Genomic DNA, 18,145 nt, shown 5'->3' with positions numbered 1-18,145 from the left:
GTAAATTTATGAAAGTAATGCTACGGAGAAATAACGCTGGCACTTTAGTTGTTTACGTTGCGAAAAAAGACCTCGAAGAAGAAGTTGTCAAAGAAACAGAAAGCTCTGAAGGTAAAATTTTCACCTTGGCAAATGGTTGGGAATTAGAGTTTTATAACCTCCCAGAACCATTAGTTTTACCTCAAACATTTGAGGCTAGACGTCTCGCATAATTTTTTTATACTTGTTATTGGTCATTGGTTATTTGTCATTAGTAATTTGTGATTAATGAGTGAAATTACCTATTACTAATAACCAACCACCATCTACCAACAATCAAGCACCATCTACCAAATAAATTTTAAAATGGGCGGCAAATACTTGACATTATCAGAATTTAATTTAGAAGGACAATTCCTTGGTTTGATCGGGAAATCATCAGCAGATTCTAAATATTTACGTTTAGCGATCGCATCTGGGGAAGTACAACTAAAACTCCCGAAACAACTGCGTGCATATCTTGGTGTCAATTTGCAACCCGGCGAACTTTTGCGGGTATTTGGTTTGAGCAAGTTAAACACTCACAATGGTAAAATCAAATTTAAAGTTTATGGGGTAAAACCATTAGGCGTTTGTCCCAACCAAAAAAATCCCCAACAAGCTAAAGCCAAAATTTTAGTCTGTCAAAAATCTGGTTGTCGCAAACGGGGTGGTAAAGGTTTATTGTCAGAATTAGAAAAGATTTTGTGCGATCGCGGCTTGCAAGATAAAGTCACTATTGAGGAAACCGGCTGTTTAAAATGTTGTAGTAGTGCGCCTAACTGTATCGTGCAACTGGGTCATAAAGAATTTAAGAAAGTCCATCCCGAAGCGATCGCATCTTTGTTAGAAGATCATTTATAGCATTTCTAAACTATTCGTGAACAACAATATTCCCGACTTCTTATAAACACCCGGAGGGTAGAAGTCGGGATTCTAGCTGTGTGCAATTTTCAGAACACCACAAATTTTAGGTTTCAACCTAGAAGCCTGCGATTGAAATCTCATAGTTCAAGTCTGCTTAAAGCAGACTGTTGATTTTATGAAGTTGTCTTAAGACGACTTGTGCTAGTAGCTCAGGGTTTTAACTTACCGGTATATTGTTAAATCAATTTGTTTATATAAATTTTTTGAGAAGTTAGTAGACTGGCTCAGACCAAAAAGATGAGTATTTGTTAAACTTAAGTCGCTCGTTCCAGGAGTAGTTTCAATACGATGCACTGGTTATTATCTGGCCCTTTAAGTGTAGAAAAATTAGCAGTCAACATAGCAGATTTGCCAGCATCGTTACAAGGTACGAAGCTGGTGCAGATGTCAGACTTACATTATGATGGTCTGCGACTGTCGGAAAAAATGTTAGAACAAGCGATCGCCACGAGTAATGAAGCAGAACCGGATTTGGTTGTACTAACTGGTGATTATGTTACAGATGATCCAACTCCTATTCACCAACTAGTATTGCGACTCAAAAACTTACAAAGTCGCCTGGGAACCTATGCTGTACTCGGCAATCATGATATACGCTATCGTTCTCGCGATTCTAAAGCAGAAATCATCAACGCATTCACCAATATCGGAGTCAAAGTCCTTTGGAACGAAATTGCTTATCCTTTCGGAGAAGAACTACCTCTAGTTGGACTTGCTGACTTTTGGTCACGGGAATTTAATCCTGCATCTGTGATGAACCAATTAGATCCGACAAAACCTTGTATTGTTTTGTCACACAATCCCGATTCTGCTGAATTTCTCCAAAAATGGCGAGTAGATTTACAGCTATCTGGTCATACTCATGGTGGTCAAATTGTAGTTCCAGGTGTTGGGCCGATAGTACTTTACTATAAAAAACTTGTTTACAAAACCCCCTCAAAAGTAAAGCGATGGATACCATTTTTGCGAGGTAACTCTGTGAAAGTGATGCGACATTGGGAATGGGCAAAAGGATTTCACAAAGTGGAAAATAATCAATTATATGTTAACCGTGGCTTAGGAACTTATCCGCCAGGACGTTTATTTTGTCCACCAGAAGTGACTGTGATTACTTTACAAAATTAGCCAAAACTAAACTACCGCCAGTTATGACCGAACAACGTCATTAACTAGCGGTAGTTTATAAATATCCTTAATAAATTTATACGAGTCGAGATTCAGATCAAAATAACTCAGATAAAGTGGACAAAGCTCGCAACTACAGATCCTTCCGTCTAAAGCATCCTTAAATCAATTCCAGCTAGGCAGGCATTCTTGGCTGTGCGTTCAAAAACCTCCAAAACAACTAAATGAACTCAAGGCGAAAACACATTCAAAGGATGCAATGACTTATAACTTGTTGCGGTTAGACTAGAGCCGGAGGCACAAACCCTAATCTCAGAAGCTGTGGTTGAAGTTTTTAACTTCTCTTGTGCCTAATTTCTAAGTTAGCATCACTTTTTTCAGCAAAGACTTTTTTTTACCAAATGTGACTCGTAGTAATTTTTCGCAATAATTGACTACAGATTTTGATATTATCAACAGTATTTACTTAAATTCTCCTTTTAGGGGAGGTGATCCCCGCTTCTTTCCCACTCTTCGTCCCCGCGTCAAATCCTATCCATTAGGAAATAGGAAAGTTCGTAGTCAGGACTGTCTTCATAAGTACCATTAGCAACATCAATACTCGTCTCAGAACGCAGTCATTATTGAAGAGAAATAGCTAAAGTAAAAAAAGACAGTTATTTATACAGTTTTTTGTGTTCTCCGTGTCCTACCCTGCGGCTTCCCGCAGGCGCGTCTATGTGGTTCATTAATCAAACATGACTTCAATATTGCCTTTACCAGATCCTCATCAAAGTAATGCGTCTAATTGGGAAAAAGAATTAGATAACGCTATTTTTAGCTTTGAAGATATTCAAGCAGAACTGAACTACAAACAAGCACAAACAGCGCTACGGAATTTAGTAGCCAATCTAGACCTGTCTCCAGAAGAACAAGCAGGATTGGAAACAGAAATTAATGATCTTGAAACCATGCTAGGCAAATTAGACAGCATGGTAGTACATATCGCTGCTTTTGGAATGGTTGGACGGGGTAAGTCTTCTTTACTGAATGCTTTGGTTGGTCAAACTGTATTTGAAACCGGGCCTTTACACGGGGTGACTCGTAACGCCCAAAGAGTAAATTGGACTATCACCGAAGAAGCAATTGGGGGGACAGAACACGCTTTGCGAGTAACCCTTTCTGGGACTGGTCAATCACGAGTAGAATTGATTGACACACCAGGATTAGACGAAGTTGATGGTGATACCCGTGCTGTTTTGGCGGAACAAATTGCAAAACAAGCAGATTTGATTCTGTTTGTGATTTCTGGTGATATGACCAAAATTGAACACGAAGCTCTTTCGCAATTGCGGGAAGCCGGTAAACCGATGTTGCTGGTGTTTAACAAAGTCGATCAGTATCCAGAAGCAGACCGGATGGCAATTTATCACAAAATTCGCGATGAACGGGTACGAGAATTACTCTCGCCAGATGAAATTGTCATGTCAGCAGCATCACCACTCGTGCGGACAGTAGTTCGTCGCCCTGATGGTAGCAGGGGTGTGCAGATGCGTCAAGGTAATGCTGAAGTAGAAGAGTTAAAGTTGAAAATTTTGGAAATTTTGCAGCGCGAAGGTAAAGCCTTAGTTGCTCTCAATTCGATGCTGTATGCTGACAATGTGAATGAACAATTGGTGCAGCGTAAACTGATGATTCGGGAAAATGCTGCGAATCAATTGATTTGGAAAGCAGTGATGACAAAAGCCGCTGCGATCGCCCTTAATCCTTTAACAGTAGTTGATATTCTCAGTGGTGCGGCGATTGATGTTGCTTTAATTTTGGGTTTATCTAAACTCTACGGTATTGCGATGAACGAATCAGGCGCTGTAAAGTTACTCAAAACAATAGCCTTAAGTATGGGTGGAATTGCTGCAAGTGAATTATTAGCAAATCTCGGTTTAAGTTCACTCAAAACTTTACTAGGTATCTCTGCACCCGCCACAGGTGGCGCATCTCTTGCGCCTTATATATCCGTAGCACTAACACAAGCAGGTGTCGCTGGTGTTTCTTCCTATGGAATTGGACAAGTCACCAAAGCTTATTTGGCAAATGGTGCAACCTGGGGACCAGATGGGCCGAAGGTGGTGATTAATAAGATATTGGCAACTTTGGATGAGGGTTCGATTTTGAATCGAATTAAGGAAGAATTGCGGGCGAAAATTAAGCGAGTTTGATGAGATTTACTTATCAAATCAAAATTTATTTTTGTGATGTATAAATTTTGAATTTTAGTTGGTAATGATCAGCCTATGCATAAGCCATTTAGCTTATGCATAATAACATAATGGTTTAACTTTATATCAACTAAATTTAAGTATTTCAAAATCCGGATTTCATTGAGAAATTTTGTAGAGAATGAATACGGAACAATCCATATGCGAAAAATCATCAAAAATCGGTGATCAGTTTATGAAAAAGAAATAGCATGATTTGAACTATGTTAATTTTGAACCCAGTATTTTTGACATAAAAAGATAGTTTTAATTCTCACTTTTGGAACTGGTATTACTAATATGATTGCATAGAAAATATCAGACACTGGTATAAATAACATAGATTTGGTAAGACTTAAAATTGACATCTAAACCCACCAGACGCGATTTATCGCGTCTCTACATTCCCAAAATTATGAGGAAAAATTCTTAACCGAACCGTATTGCATTAACAGCTATCTTTGTATAAAGAATAAAAATATGAACAAAATAAAAATGATACAAAACTACTGTTTGAAAAAACACAATAGATAAAACAGTTAATGTGATCTATTTACTACATTATCATCTGTAACGAATTATCAACCTGAAATTAATATCAAAAAAAGCAGTTGTTAATGTTGAATTAACTATTTTTTGAAACAATGATCACTAAGTTTAGGTAAGATAAATAACAATGGTATTTGATCCTTCTAGTGAACGTGGTAGTGGTAGATAAACAAACAGCCTCAGCTACCAAGATAATGCTTAAAAACAGCTAAAATTTCGGCATTGATCATGAAATCATGACAAGTAATCTCAACTTGGCGATTTCCTTGATCTTCATGACTCAAATGCAGACTGAGACAACTGTGTGGCTGATAGGACATTCTGTCCGCCCATTCGATCGCTACTATTCCCGGCGCAACCTCAAAACCTTCCCAGTAGGTTTCTAAGTTTAAAGCTGCGACTTCTTGCGGTTCTAGGCGATATAGATCCAGATGGTACAGAGGAAGCCGCCCTGTTGTATATTCATTAATTAGAGTAAAAGTAGGACTGACAATCGGTTCGGTGATACCTAAACCTTCACCAATACCTTGTACCAAAGTCGTTTTACCAGCACCCAAATCACCTTCCAACAGAATAACACTATTAGCACTCAGGTATTGACCGAGAATAACACCAAGCGATCGCGTCGCCTCTGCATCAGTAAGAAAAATTTTCATTTGCTGTGCTGCGCTCCACTGTACCACCGTAATAACACCTTTGCTAATTTTTGGGGGTCATGACGCACACAACCGGTTTCATCTTCGTGCATGACATTAGCTAAAACAATCCTTCGCCCTAATTTGGTGACATCTTCGCGATCTAAAAAGACGGGATGAGATTGTTGTTGTGCGTAACGTATGAGGGCGCGTTCTGAAGGAGATTTCTTGTGTACCAGCACAGCATTAAATAAACGTTGACCATCGCAAGCAGCATCAATTGCACGAATATGATCAGCAACACTGAATCCTTGGGTTTCGCCTGGTTGAGTCATAATGTTGCAGACATAAATACAGGGTGCTTCAGAAGCTGCGATCGCATCAGCAATTTCTGGTACTAACAAATTAGGAATGACGCTAGTATACAGACTACCAGGCCCCATAATTATATAGTTAGCTTCCTTAATAGCCTTAATTGCTGCGGGCAAACCAGGAGGATTCGCAGGAAGACAGCCAATCTTAACAATATTACCTCCAGCTTCGGTAATTTTAGACTCCCCCTCAATGCGCCGACCATCAGCTAATTCAGCCCACAGACGCACATCACTCAGAGTCGCTGGTAACACTTGTCCCCGGATCGCAAGTACCTTAGAACTAGCAGCAACAGCCCGTTCCAAATCTCCAGTAATTTCACTCATCGCAGTTAAGAATAAATTACCAAAACTGTGACCAGTCAAGCCATCGCCGACTTGAAAACGATATTGAAATAATTCTGTGAGTAATTTTTCTTCATCCGCCAGTGCTGCTAAACAATTGCGAATATCCCCTGGTGGTAAAACCCCAAATTCTCGACGCAAGCGCCCGGAAGATCCGCCATCATCAGCAACAGTAACAATAGCGGTAATATTGGCACTATAACGTTTAAGTCCTCTGAGTAATGTGGAAAGTCCCGTTCCACCACCGATTACAACTATTTTCGGCCCTCGGTACAATCGGCGATGGGCCAGGAGCATATCTACTAATTCTTCTTCATTATCAGATCGTAGGGCTTCAGTAATTGAACCGACTGTGCGGGTTTGTCCCCAAAGCAGCAATAATAAACCACCCAGTAGAACTAAAGGCCCACTAATATAGTTGGGTATGATTTCGGCGAGCGTTCCCAAAAAACTCCTGACTAACTCTAGCGCCCAGAAAATCGGCGTTAATTTAATCCAAATTGCCAAACCCAGAGCTGCGAGTAAAACACCGCCGATGCTAATTAAAAACCAACGTTTCACCGAGAGTCCTGGTGACAACCATTTGAACCACTGATTAACTCGGTAAGGAGTGCGATCGCGCGACTGCTTTTGCAAAGTTTTAAGGGCTTGTCTGAAAAAACCAAGTGACATACCTAAAAAGGAGCGATGATAAAAACTAAATAATTAACAGAAAATTTACACTACCTGGTCTATATCCCAAATGTGGGATTCTTAGTAGATCGAAAGCACCCTGTCAAAGTTTCCAATGTGCGCCTAAACACAAAATTTTGGTTGAGTCAATTAAAAATTCATGGAAAAGCGAATTTTAGGATTAGATCCAGGATTAGCAAAGTTGGGATTTGGAACAATTATCCACAAATCAAACCAACCTCAGCAGCAAGATATCTCAGTAGAAATGGTAGATTTCGGTGTTATTAGTACAGAGGCTGGTGCAGAAATGGGACAAAGGCTACGCACATTGTACGAAGATTTACACACTTTGATAAAGGAATTACAACCTGATTTGGTAGCAATTGAAAAATTATTTTTCTATCGTATGGGCAATACTATACTAGTTGCTCAAGCACGGGGTGTCATCATGTTAGTTCTGGCGCAACACAATCTTCCGTATTTAGAGTTTACTCCTGCTCAAATTAAACAAGCATTAACCGGATATGGCAATGCAGAAAAATATGAAGTTCAACAAGCTGTAGCGCGAGAGTTAGATCTAGATTACATCCCCCATCCAGATGATGCTGCCGATGCTTTAGCTGTTGCTTTGACAGCATTGTTTCAGTATTTGTGAGGTATAAAAAATCTATTTGAGCCGCCTATATTTCTTTCGCTTCGCCAATATTGACATATTAATTCTTGAACACCAGGAGTCGCCACAATAATGTTAATACTGCTGCCACCATGAACGATAAATTCAGAATTCTATCTCTTAATCCTAATTGTTTGTAATATTGTTGTTGAGCAAAAATAGCTGGAATTAATAATGCGTGTCTTTTTGCTCAAAAATCGCCTCATTATCTATAGTAGGAGTATTGTGTTTGTGTGCATGGTCAGAGTTTTGTTTTTATCGCTTGGGCATGATGCTATTTCTCATAAGAAGTCTGAGTCAAGTAGAGAAACGTATATCCAAACCGTCCCATACCTGCGATAGCAATAGCTACACGTGCTATTCCTCTTAAGGAAGCTACTGGCATCACTCCACATTCAAATCGATACTTGCCTGGTTTTAAGTATCCATCCCATTTATCTGAACTTCCATACCGCACTGAACCCGGACTAGCCATATAGCCAGTGTAGATAACTTCATGATTCTCTTTAGTGAAACGAACCTTAAAAGAGTATTTACCTGGTGGAAGTTCAAATCGCTTTTCTTCCCCCTTACTCAGGAATATTCTTGGTATTCCCTCTCCCTCAAGATCCCACAACTCATCCCCTCCACCCAATATACTTCTATAAATGGTTATTTCTGATTTTCTATAATTACTACGAGTTGAATGAGTGGATGAGGTTACTTGATCAACTCCATCTAAGTTCAGCCTCCTCTGTACCTCTTCAGCAAGCCTACTAACTCCCACATCCCAGCTTAGATATGCCTTGTCTCGGAGTAGCGGATACTTCTTTAGAACTACACTCACTTCCCCAATAAGTAAAGGAAGCACAATTACTTTACCTTCAGAGTTCTCGCGATTCAATGCAGAGTATAACTCACTTTCTGACCAATTTCTATTAATGAAATTTTCACTAAGAAAAATGACTACAAATTTTGCCTCATTTAGTCCTTCATTAATTTTTTCAACTATTTTATCTCCCCATTGTATTTCTGCTTCATCTAACCAGTATGATATCTTCCTACGCTCTAATTCTTTTGCCAGGGGACGTACATATTCTTCCTTATCAAAACTAGCATGTGAAAGAAAAACATCTTTCATATTTTTGAAACCCTCAGTCCTGATGAAAAAGTGCAGGCGATATTTAACCTCAATATTATCAACTAGTTACTATTAAACTAATTGCTTACTCTTCATATCTACTAACACGAAAAATCACATAGTTATAAGGCAGGGTAGCAGAATAATCTTCCTTTGTGACGATCGCACCCATATCTGGTTTATAAACCCACTCACTCCAGTTAATCGCGGTTTCCTCAGGAACCTGGACAGCGATATAATTACCTTCTGCTAGGGAAACTCCCATAGGCGCTTGGTCAAAATCGAGACCCAGGTAAAACTTTTGTACAGCGACATTTTCGTGACGTTGCGCCAGTAACTTGACAACACCTAAAGTAATTTCTGTAAACGGTGCGATCGCAGGTTGTGCAGTTGTTAAAAGTTTGAGTCCACTTTGAAATGGTGAAGATTCTAAAGCACCTAACAGTGCTTGATCTTCTTCATTTTTGACATTCACCGTCGAACATTCAAAAGCGACTCCTTGTGAACTTACATTCAAACCGATAAAAACAGGATAGCCAGCAATACCGGCTGAGTGTCCTTCTCTGACTCGGTAGGTTTGGCTGAAGCTAATTGATTCTTGGATTTCAGCTACTTGGTTCCGTGCTGCAAAAGTCACCAAGACATTGTGTGTTCCACCCCCAGGATACTTTTCAATATGCAAGCGATCTAGCCGAATATTAATCCGGCTTTTTTTGAGAGTCCGATCCGGTTCAATTGCACCTGCATGTTGAATAATTTGCGGCTGATCAAAACTTGACTTCCGTAAGCCGATGTAGCCAAATTGATGAGTTCCATACAGCCACGGTTGATCTTGAAATATATTCAAAGCCTCTAAAATTCCTTTGGCTCCCCTTGTGGCTGTTGTATCATCACTAACACCAAAGGCAAAATCAGGGTCTTGCATTTGTTTCAGCTTTGCAGCTATTTGCTCCGGATCTTCGTACTCACCAATTACTTTGATGTCTTCAAATACACTTAGCTGCACTTTTTCTGACATGTTAGCCTCTATTCAATTATTTTTATATTCAAATTTCACCAATCTACGGGTAAACCTAATTTTTCTAAAGTATCAGCTTCATTTAATAATGAGTGAATATCACTATCTATATGAATACGTCCTCCAGAAAGCACCAAAGCACGTTGAGTGACTTTCCCTAACCAATGCAAATCGTGAGACGCGATTAACATCACCTTACCTTGCCACTTTAATAACATTTGAGCAAAGTGACGGCGCCATGCAGGATCAAGACCATTGGTTGGTTCATCCAAAATTAATATATCTGGTTCTAATGCTAGAATTGCAGCCAGAGCAGCAAGACGTCTTTGACCTCCAGACAGCTCGTGAGCAGAACGATTAGCATAAGCTTCTAAACCAAAATCAGCTAATAAATTTCTCGCTTTATCAATAGCGATCGCAGGTGAAACACCATAGTTACGCGGCCCAAAGGTAATATCTTCAAGTATGGTAGGCATAAATAGTTGGTCGTTAGCATCTTGAAAACCAAAACCTATTTGACGCCGTACTTGGGGTAAAGTTTTGGGTTCTAGGGGAATATTATTAATCCAAATCTTCCCAGCTTGGGGTTCTTTTAAACCGATTAAATTCTCAAGCAGAGTACTTTTACCCGAACCAGTTGGTCCCATGAGTGCAACGCGATCGCCTGCATTTAAACTAAAAGATATTTCTCGTAAAACTGGCTCACGATTGGAATAGGCATAAACTAGGTTTTGAACCACAAGAGCTTGTGACATTTTTTGGTTAGTAGTTGGTAGTTAAGGGAACTCTTAACAGGGAATGTCATTGGTCATTGGTCATTGGTCATTGGTAGAGACGCGAGGAACATCGCATCTGTACTTTTTAGGCATGTTTACTTTTCCTAATTCAGTTATGTTTATTCTTACAAAGAAAGGCAGAGGGTCGTAGACGCAAAGCGGCTTCCGTAGGTGGGCAGAAGGCACTTATGTTGGGGAGTGTTAATTGATACTTTAGTTCTGGGTCTAAAGCCCAGTTCAGAATGATAATTATACCGAAACTGCTTGCAGTGAGGTATAAAACGTCCTTGTTTCAATCCCACTCTTTTAAGGGTGGGTTGCCTTCTGCCTTCTGCCTTCTGAACGACTTACTTATTTATACCGTTTTATAAAAATCCTAATACATATTGGATTTGCTGTAGGGGCATCCGACCGTACGCCTCTACCGATGTATTCGTATCATCAAAAAAGTGAAATGGAATTAGGTTCCCGCATGAGGTAAAAAGACTCGCCGTCGAGTATAAAAGACTCGTTGTCGAGTATAAAAGACTCGTCGTCGAGTATAAAAGACTCGTCGTCGAGTATAAAAGACTCGTCGTCGAATATAAAAGACTCGTCGTCGAATATAAAAGACTCGTCGTCGAATATAAAAGACTCGTCGTTGAGTCTCATATCAAGTTCAGCTAATTATTTATACTTCCCACAGTCATTGCACCCCACCCCTTGATCCCCTCCCCGCAGGCGGGGAGGGGCGGTTTTGGCATTAGACAAAATCGGGGTGGGGTTTTTTGGGAATTATTAAGTATTCAAGCGAACATAATATCAAAGGCTCGTCGTCGAGTCTCAAACACTAATCGCCGAGTCTCTAATACTCTAGGATCAGCCCACTAACTTACAGGAATCGGACTAGGAACACCTACTGGTAAAGTTATCGATTGAGTATTTTGTGGTGGTTCTCCGAGCATGACAATCGAACAAGTCAGTTGTCTCACCAAAAGAGTTGTAACATCGCTAATCGTTAATCCGCCGGGACTAGTACGATTACGCACAAAAGGTAGGACAACCAAATCATATAATCGTGCTGCCTGTAAAATTGCTTGGGCAACATTTTCGTGGGCAATAATTTGAATTTCTGGGGGATTAGCTGAAGATATATTTGATACGATCTGAGAAAGTTGCGATCGCCTGGATGCAATTTTGCTAGAACTCGTACGGCGTTCACAGACACTCAGTACAGTTACTTGTGTTTGATTTGCTTCTGCAAGCATTTGGGCAAATTGTATAGATTGCAACGTTGGTGTCAGGAAATTTTCTACAGGTACCAAAATTCTCTGAATATTTCTTGGTGATTCTACCAAACGAGTTACAGCTACTGGACAATGGGATGCCCATAAAACATTATCAATCACATTCCCAAACAAGCGCGCTCTCAACCCAGTGCGCTTACCCCAACCCATCAATATTAAATCAGCTTTTTGTTCACGTGCTGCTCTGCTAATTCCTGGAGCAAAAGCATCATCAATTCGTAGTAGTGGTTCTGCTTCCACACCCAAAGCACGACTTAGACTTGTAGCTTTTAATAGTAACCGTTCGCTGCGTTCCAAAGAAGTATCTAATTGAGGAGCATCCATATGAGCTGTAGCTGTTGCGATCGCTAATGGTATGATTTTGCCATTAGCTTGACGCGCCAATAAAGTTGCCATTTCAATTAAATATTGCTGTGTTTGAGGATTGTGAACCGGCACAAGTATAGTAAAAGGGTTGCTGTTTCTGTTTCTAGAATCGGTCTGAGGCGAAGTAGTAAATGCTTGTTTTTTGACGGCTGAAACAGTTAAACCAACAGCAAACCGACTAGTCATTAATGAGCCTATAGTTGAAGTTACCAGCATCAAGACAATGGCGCTGTTTAATAATGTCGGTGAGAGTAAGCCATTTTCATAACCTACTACAGCTATGGCTAATGCCACACCCACTTGGGGTAATGACAGTGACCACATAGTTAACGTTTCTTGCCAATTGTAATGATAAAGTAGTTTTGCTCCCAGAGCAGCCAAAAATTTGCTGGCAAATAAACCAACTATTAATAATAGTGTGAATTGAAGTGTGTTCACACTACCAATAAAAGTCGGAATATCGATGAGAAAACCCAGATGCACAAAGAAAATAGGAATAAATAGTATACTACCAACAAAAACAACCCTTTCTTTGACTGGACCTTCACCAACAACTTCATTTACTACCAAACCAGCTAAAAAGGCCGCAACAATTTTTTCTATTCCGAGCAATTGACCGCCAAAAGAAATCAGAAAAACAGACAACAACACAAACAAAAACTGATTTCCTTCCTCATCTCCTGAACGACGAAAGAATTCTTTACCTACCCAATTACAGCTAATCAAAACAAAGATACTGTAGAGAATGAGTGAGTTAAAAAAAGGAATAACTTGCCAAAAGCTCAAATAATTAGTGTTTGCAGCTGAAGATAAAGAAAATACCAGTAATGCACCCAAATTGGTGATGACTGTAGCACCAATAGTTGTCCTGACTGCTGTGTTGTTTGTGACTCCCAAGCCATTAATCAGAGGATAGGCTAAAAGGGTGTAAGATGACACAATCGAGCCAATTAACACAGAAACATTCCAGCCATAGCCAAAACTTCGACCTAGAAACACTCCTAGCACTAAAGGTATACTGAAGGTCAAGCTGCCAAAGCTAAAAGCTTGAATTTTTTGACGGCGAAACTTTTCTAGATCGAATTCTAAACCCGCAACAAACATCAAGTAAATCAACCCGATGTCTGTCCATAAACTCATGGTTGGTGTTTCTGTGGGAAATAAATTCCAGCCATGATGACCAAGTACTATCCCTGATAGTACCAAACCTACTAAACCAGGTATTCGTAGTCGCTCAAATATAACTGGTACAACTAAGATGACTACCAGCAAAATGGCAAAGGGAATAATGGGTTCTTTGGCGAGAACTTGAGCAGTAGGTTCAACAGCAAGAACTTGTAACATTAGTTCTGTCATTGGTCAAGTGTCATTGGTCAAGTGTCATTGGTCATTTGTTTATTTCTGGCGACTTACCTTACGTTCTTTACTGATAACTGATAACTGTACAGACGCGATGTTCCTCGCGTCTCTAACTGATAACTCTATGGGTGGATTTGGCTCAAAATAAACCGTAGGCGATCGTAGTCGTCTTTAAGCAGTACACTCAGGGTACGTCCCGCTTGTACTAACCATTGTCGGTCAGCTTTGCGTAACCAAAACACTTCCCGAATAGCTGCTGCGGTTAAAGAATCGACTGGCGCTCCATTTACAGAAAGCAGAGTCCGCAAGAAATCCAGTTGTTCCGTAAATTTAATGATTGCTTCCGGTTCACATCTATAAACTGGTTGATGAATTTGTGGTGGGCGCGGAGGTAAGTATTGATACAAATCATTGAGAGAATTCCGTCTCTCTGGTGCCACTGCAAAACCTACGATCGCAGCACGGAATTCTGTCTTTAGCATCGCAAATATCTGTGGTTGTTCTTCTCGCAACTCCTGTAACGACATTCCTAGAGCCACTGGTCTGTGTACAGAATCGATAGGCATAGTTGTGGCAGAATATACCACGGCATAAATCTGGTTGCCTGATTCCTCATCAATAGAATAAACCCAGCTGCCAAAAGGAGGCATAGGTGGAAAACTTAAGTCTTCCGGTTCTAAACACTGGGCTAAAAACTCGCATGTACTGGTTTCGATCACCTCTGCAAAATGATTAGGATGGCGATCGCCTCGATTAAATTGTGGCAGGGGAAGGCGCATAATGGTCAATAGTCAATTGTCAATTGTCCATTGTCAATGGTCGAAAAGCTGTGGACTATTGACTATTGACAATGGACTTTTGATTATTTTGCTTTTTTACGTCCGGCGGTTGTTTCTACAGTCTCTAATTCAGAGAGACGAAAGGTAACTAATTTATCCCAGTTACCACCTTCAAACAGTACGGCTACCTTACCATCACTGACTCTTTGCACAAGTCCTTCATACCGATAATAGGTATCTGTTGGATTCTTGACGCGAACAGTTGCTCCAGGCAGGATCATAGTTTTTATCCTCGCTTGTTTCCTGTTAATAGCTTAATACTTGTGATTGGTCATTGGGCATTGGGCATTGGGCATTGGGCATTGGGCATTGGGCATGGGGCATGGGGCATGGGGCATGGGGCATTGGTTGATTGCAAATGACACTTGACATTTGACACTTGACAAATAATTAATACCTTTGTCTTTGACGAAAATTAGCCACTGACTCAACTATTCCCAAAGCGATGAAGTTTTTCAACATTGCCGAACGCCCGTAACTCATCCAAGGTAGGGGTATTCCTGCCACTGGTGCTAGACCAACGTTCATGCCAACGTTGACTATCATCTGAAATACGATCATAGACAATACGCCAATAGCCAATAAAGAGCCAAAGTTGTCTTTAGCGGTTTGGGCAACATGCAACAAGCGCAGGCAAATTAAGCAAAAAACGGCCAACACTATCAAACAGCCAATAAAACCAAATTCTTCACCAACGGCTGAGAAAATAAAGTCTGTATGCTGTTCAGGGACAAAATTGAGTTGGGTCATAGGCCCTTTAAAAAGACCCCATCCCCACCATTCTCCAGCACCGATAGCAATGCGGGATTGGATTTGGTGATAGGCGGCGCCAAGGGGGTCAGCATTGGGATTGATAAATGAAGTGAGTCGGTCTTTTTGATATTCCCTTAGCAGGTGGTTCCAGGCAAATAGTCCTAATTCACCACCAAACATATTCAAACCCCATGCACCGATCGCACTCAGATAATATCGCCGCCAAGGAAGGGTGCGCCAGCCGACAATACCCATGACTACAGACCAAATTAGCCCCAATGGGCCTAACTTGATATCTGGCGACAAAGCGATCGCAAAGGGCCAAGGTATGCTAAACAAAATTGCGGCAAAAATCGGAGATATCATCAATATCAGCCAGCCTGGGTTAGCGTTTGCCCAGTACAACATCCCCAAAACAATCGCACCAAACACAAGTGATGTTGCTAAATCTGGCTGTATGAATACCAATCCCCAAGGAATGGCAGTAATTGCCAAAGCGCGGAAAACATTATCCAAACTGGAAGCAGTGCGTTTATGTAATAACGCCGCGAGGGTGATAATAACCCCGATTTTGGCAAATTCTGACGGCTGGATATTGAAACCAAAGATATTGATCCATCGCTGGGCGCCTTTGGCACTGTGACCGATTACCATCACAGCACTGAGGCTGATATTGGTGATTGTATAAGTAATCCAGTGCCATTGCAGCAGATTTTCATAACGCAGACGCGCCAGAAACAGGGCGATTGCACAACCAATTCCACCAATTAGCCAGTGCCACCACCAATCAGTGAGTCCTTGATTCAATTCGGCACTACGGATCATAATGCCGCCGAATATTGTCAAACCGACTGGTAAAAACAACAACAACCAGTCCATTTGTTGCCAAGGCTTAAACCAATATTTCCAGCGAATTTGTAAAGATGAAGAACGTGACCTTTTTAACAACATTGGGCGACTATAAGACTTTAGTTTTTAGATTTTAAAATTACTCAGTACTAAAAATCTGTATTCCGACCCGTAGTTTTCTACCTAGACAAAAATTACACTTTATTTATGTCAGAGCAGCAACTGATACTTTAGCAGCAATGGCTTGGGCGATCGCTTTGAATGCTTTGGCACTCGCTGAATCCGGGTCGGCTATAACTATGGGTACACCACTGTCACCACCAATTCTAGTAGAAATCTCTAGAGGTATACATCCCAACAAGGGTACTTCCAATTCTGCCGCCGTTTTAGAGCCACCACCAGAACCAAATATGTCATACTGCTTCTCTGGCATATCTGGGGGAATGAAGTAACTCATGTTTTCGACAATACCCAACACAGAAACATTCATCTGTTGGAACATCCGCAAACCCTTGCGGGAATCTAATAAAGCTACAGTTTGCGGTGTCGTCACAATTACTGCACCTGCCATGGGTACTGCTTGTGTCAATGTTAACTGGGCATCTCCTGTCCCCGGTGGCATATCCACGAGTAAATAGTCTAGTTCTCCCCATTGCACTTGATAGAGAAACTGACGAATCACACCATTCAGCATCGGCCCACGCCAAATCACAGGTTGGTCGCGGTCAATCAAAAAGCCCATTGACACTAGTTTGACGCCATGATTGAAAGCTGGTTCCAGTATTTCCCCTTTTTCAGAAGAACGTACTACAATCTGAGCATCAGCCAGACCAAGCATAGTTGGGTCATTCGGACCATAAATATCAGCATCCAGCAAACCGACCTTTGCTCCTGCTTGTGCTAAAGCAACGGCTATATTTACGGCCACCGTACTTTTACCAACGCCACCTTTGCCACTGGATATGGCGATAATATTCTTGACTCCAATCACACCCGTGCGATCGGGTAAACTTTTTTGCTGAGGAGTTTCTGCTGTGACTTCTACAAATACATCCGTAACTCCTGGCAGTTTTTTAACCGCTTTTTGACAATCTTCGACAATGAATTCACGTAAAGGACAGGCGGGTGTAGTTAATACTAGTGTAAAACTTACCTTGCCTGCGTCTATTTTGACATTGCGAATCATATTCAATTCCACCAGACTTTTCCGAAGTTCTGGATCTTGAACTGGTCGCAACACTTCTAAAACTGACTGAGAATCGAGAACATCGTTCATAATCTATTTCGTGCTTTCTGCCGCAATAATTTTTAACAAACAGCAATGATTATCTATTTGCATCTTAACTTTCAAGAGCGATCGGGGATCGGGGAAAGGGGACAAGGGAAAGGGGACACGGAGGACACGGAGAATAACCATTCCCCGATCCCCGATCCCCGATCCCTAATCCCCAATCCCCTTTCCCCATTCCTAAAAATCAAAACAACTATCGTTCAGAGATTTTCTCTTTCTTGTAACTGCTGGTAGTGTGCCTTTTTCTACTGCCTCAATTAAGGCTTTGGCAACGCGATCAGTGTAAGGACGAGAAAATAGCCAAATCAATGGTGATAACCAACCACGTAATGTTACAGAATACGACAAATAAGTACCACAAACTGTAGACTCTATTTTGTAACTTACCCGTTCTTCAACACCAGGAATTGCCATGATTCTGATGCTCAATAATTCTCTGGGGTTAACACGCTCAACAAAAATACGTATGGGAATGGGTGATAAGCGTGTTACCGCTTGGTAAATAAGTCCAGGTTTGGGTACTAGTCCATAGGGAACATTGGTACTCTTTAGTAGTGGATGCCAGGAGACATCTGCTAAGTTAACTAGCTTTTGCCACAGTTCATCAACAGAAGCAGAACTGATCTCCCGATATGTTCGCACCAGAGTCGCGCAAAACCAACGACGTTTGCGGTGGATGAATTTAGACAACCAAGCTCGCATTTTTTTATCTCCTCGCTACACGCTTTTTGGTAACTCTGGCATATTGGGGATCGCTTAAGGTGGGGCCCCCTCTGGGGATAAGGGGTAACGGGGATCGGGGAAAGGGGATTCTCCAGAGGAGACGCTACGCGTAGACGCGTCAGCGGCTTCTCATAGAGTACGGGGAAAGGGGATCGGGCATGGGTAAGAAACTTGTTAAATAATTCTCCCCACACTCCCCACACTCCCCACACTCCC

16 protein-coding genes are annotated in these 18,145 nt (G+C 41.1%); 5 read left to right on the top strand and 11 right to left on the bottom strand.

Features of this window, described 5'->3' with window-relative positions; translation table 11 throughout:
- The first annotated feature begins 8 nt into the window (after nt 1-8).
- The 4 genes from nifT to B4U84_RS20230 all read left to right on the top strand — a co-directional run bounded on the left by nifT (nt 9) and on the right by B4U84_RS20230 (nt 4,265).
- Complete coding sequence (gene nifT / locus B4U84_RS20245) at nt 9-212, top strand: putative nitrogen fixation protein NifT (protein ID WP_017310959.1); 204 nt, start codon at nt 9-11, stop codon at nt 210-212.
- 133 nt (nt 213-345) lie between these two features.
- Nucleotides 346-882, top strand: a complete 537-nt coding sequence (locus B4U84_RS20240) for a (2Fe-2S) ferredoxin domain-containing protein (protein ID WP_131120327.1) — start codon at nt 346-348, stop codon at nt 880-882.
- Between the two features lie 351 nt (nt 883-1,233).
- On the top strand, nt 1,234-2,070 hold the full coding sequence (locus B4U84_RS20235) for a metallophosphoesterase (protein WP_017310957.1): 837 nt from the start codon (nt 1,234-1,236) through the stop codon (nt 2,068-2,070).
- Between the two features lie 737 nt (nt 2,071-2,807).
- Nucleotides 2,808-4,265 (top strand): GTP-binding protein, encoded by a 1,458-nt coding sequence (locus B4U84_RS20230; protein WP_131120326.1) that lies wholly within the window; start codon nt 2,808-2,810, stop codon nt 4,263-4,265.
- 767 nt (nt 4,266-5,032) lie between these two features.
- Here B4U84_RS20230 and tsaE read toward each other — a convergent pair.
- Nucleotides 5,033-5,509: a tRNA (adenosine(37)-N6)-threonylcarbamoyltransferase complex ATPase subunit type 1 TsaE gene (gene tsaE / locus B4U84_RS20225; protein ID WP_131120324.1), complete on the bottom strand. Its 477-nt coding sequence runs from the start codon at nt 5,507-5,509 to the stop codon at nt 5,033-5,035.
- The gene (locus tag B4U84_RS20220) at nt 5,506-6,876 is read right to left on the bottom strand and encodes a gluconeogenesis factor YvcK family protein (RefSeq protein ID WP_131120322.1); all 1,371 of its coding nucleotides are present in this window, start codon (nt 6,874-6,876) and stop codon (nt 5,506-5,508) included. Before B4U84_RS20220 ends, tsaE begins: the two co-directional genes overlap by 4 nt.
- Before the next feature lie 160 nt (nt 6,877-7,036).
- On the opposite strand from B4U84_RS20220, the gene ruvC reads away from it, so the two are divergent.
- Nucleotides 7,037-7,531: a crossover junction endodeoxyribonuclease RuvC gene (ruvC, locus tag B4U84_RS20215; RefSeq protein ID WP_017310953.1), complete on the top strand. Its 495-nt coding sequence runs from the start codon at nt 7,037-7,039 to the stop codon at nt 7,529-7,531.
- A 292-nt stretch (nt 7,532-7,823) separates the two neighbouring features.
- Here the strand turns inward: ruvC and B4U84_RS20210 are convergent, their stop codons facing one another.
- The 9 genes from B4U84_RS20210 to B4U84_RS20165 form a co-directional block, all read right to left on the bottom strand.
- A complete protein-coding gene (locus tag B4U84_RS20210; protein ID WP_131120320.1) occupies nt 7,824-8,669 on the bottom strand; it encodes a toll/interleukin-1 receptor domain-containing protein in 846 nt (281 codons plus the stop codon).
- An 85-nt stretch (nt 8,670-8,754) separates the two neighbouring features.
- A complete protein-coding gene (locus tag B4U84_RS20205; protein ID WP_131120318.1) occupies nt 8,755-9,687 on the bottom strand; it encodes a hypothetical protein in 933 nt (310 codons plus the stop codon).
- A gap of 35 nt (nt 9,688-9,722) precedes the next feature.
- Nucleotides 9,723-10,442 carry an energy-coupling factor ABC transporter ATP-binding protein gene (locus tag B4U84_RS20200; protein WP_017310946.1) on the bottom strand — a complete coding sequence of 240 codons (720 nt, stop codon included), beginning with the start codon at nt 10,440-10,442 and terminating at the stop codon, nt 9,723-9,725.
- A gap of 887 nt (nt 10,443-11,329) precedes the next feature.
- Nucleotides 11,330-13,471 carry a cation:proton antiporter domain-containing protein gene (locus tag B4U84_RS20190; protein ID WP_131120314.1) on the bottom strand — a complete coding sequence of 714 codons (2,142 nt, stop codon included), beginning with the start codon at nt 13,469-13,471 and terminating at the stop codon, nt 11,330-11,332.
- Between the two features lie 125 nt (nt 13,472-13,596).
- Nucleotides 13,597-14,253, bottom strand: a complete 657-nt coding sequence (locus B4U84_RS20185; RefSeq protein ID WP_017310944.1) for an HAS-barrel domain-containing protein — start codon at nt 14,251-14,253, stop codon at nt 13,597-13,599.
- An 83-nt stretch (nt 14,254-14,336) separates the two neighbouring features.
- Nucleotides 14,337-14,534: an NAD(P)H dehydrogenase subunit NdhS gene (locus B4U84_RS20180; protein WP_017310943.1), complete on the bottom strand. Its 198-nt coding sequence runs from the start codon at nt 14,532-14,534 to the stop codon at nt 14,337-14,339.
- A gap of 169 nt (nt 14,535-14,703) precedes the next feature.
- On the bottom strand, nt 14,704-16,017 hold the full coding sequence (rodA, locus tag B4U84_RS20175; protein WP_131120312.1) for a rod shape-determining protein RodA: 1,314 nt from the start codon (nt 16,015-16,017) through the stop codon (nt 14,704-14,706).
- Nucleotides 16,018-16,120: 103 nt separating this feature from the next.
- Complete coding sequence (locus B4U84_RS20170; RefSeq protein WP_017310941.1) at nt 16,121-17,191, bottom strand: Mrp/NBP35 family ATP-binding protein; 1,071 nt, start codon at nt 17,189-17,191, stop codon at nt 16,121-16,123.
- Between the two features lie 192 nt (nt 17,192-17,383).
- Nucleotides 17,384-17,908, bottom strand: a complete 525-nt coding sequence (locus tag B4U84_RS20165) for an SRPBCC family protein (RefSeq protein ID WP_017310940.1) — start codon at nt 17,906-17,908, stop codon at nt 17,384-17,386.
- Between the last annotated feature and the right edge of the window lie 237 nt (nt 17,909-18,145).

The organism is Westiellopsis prolifica IICB1 (assembly GCF_004323185.1).
GTDB lineage: Bacteria > Cyanobacteriota > Cyanobacteriia > Cyanobacteriales > Nostocaceae > Pelatocladus > Pelatocladus prolificus_A.
The sequence above is the reverse complement of the archived record's forward strand: the minus strand, read 5'-3'. Positions and strand labels throughout refer to the sequence as shown.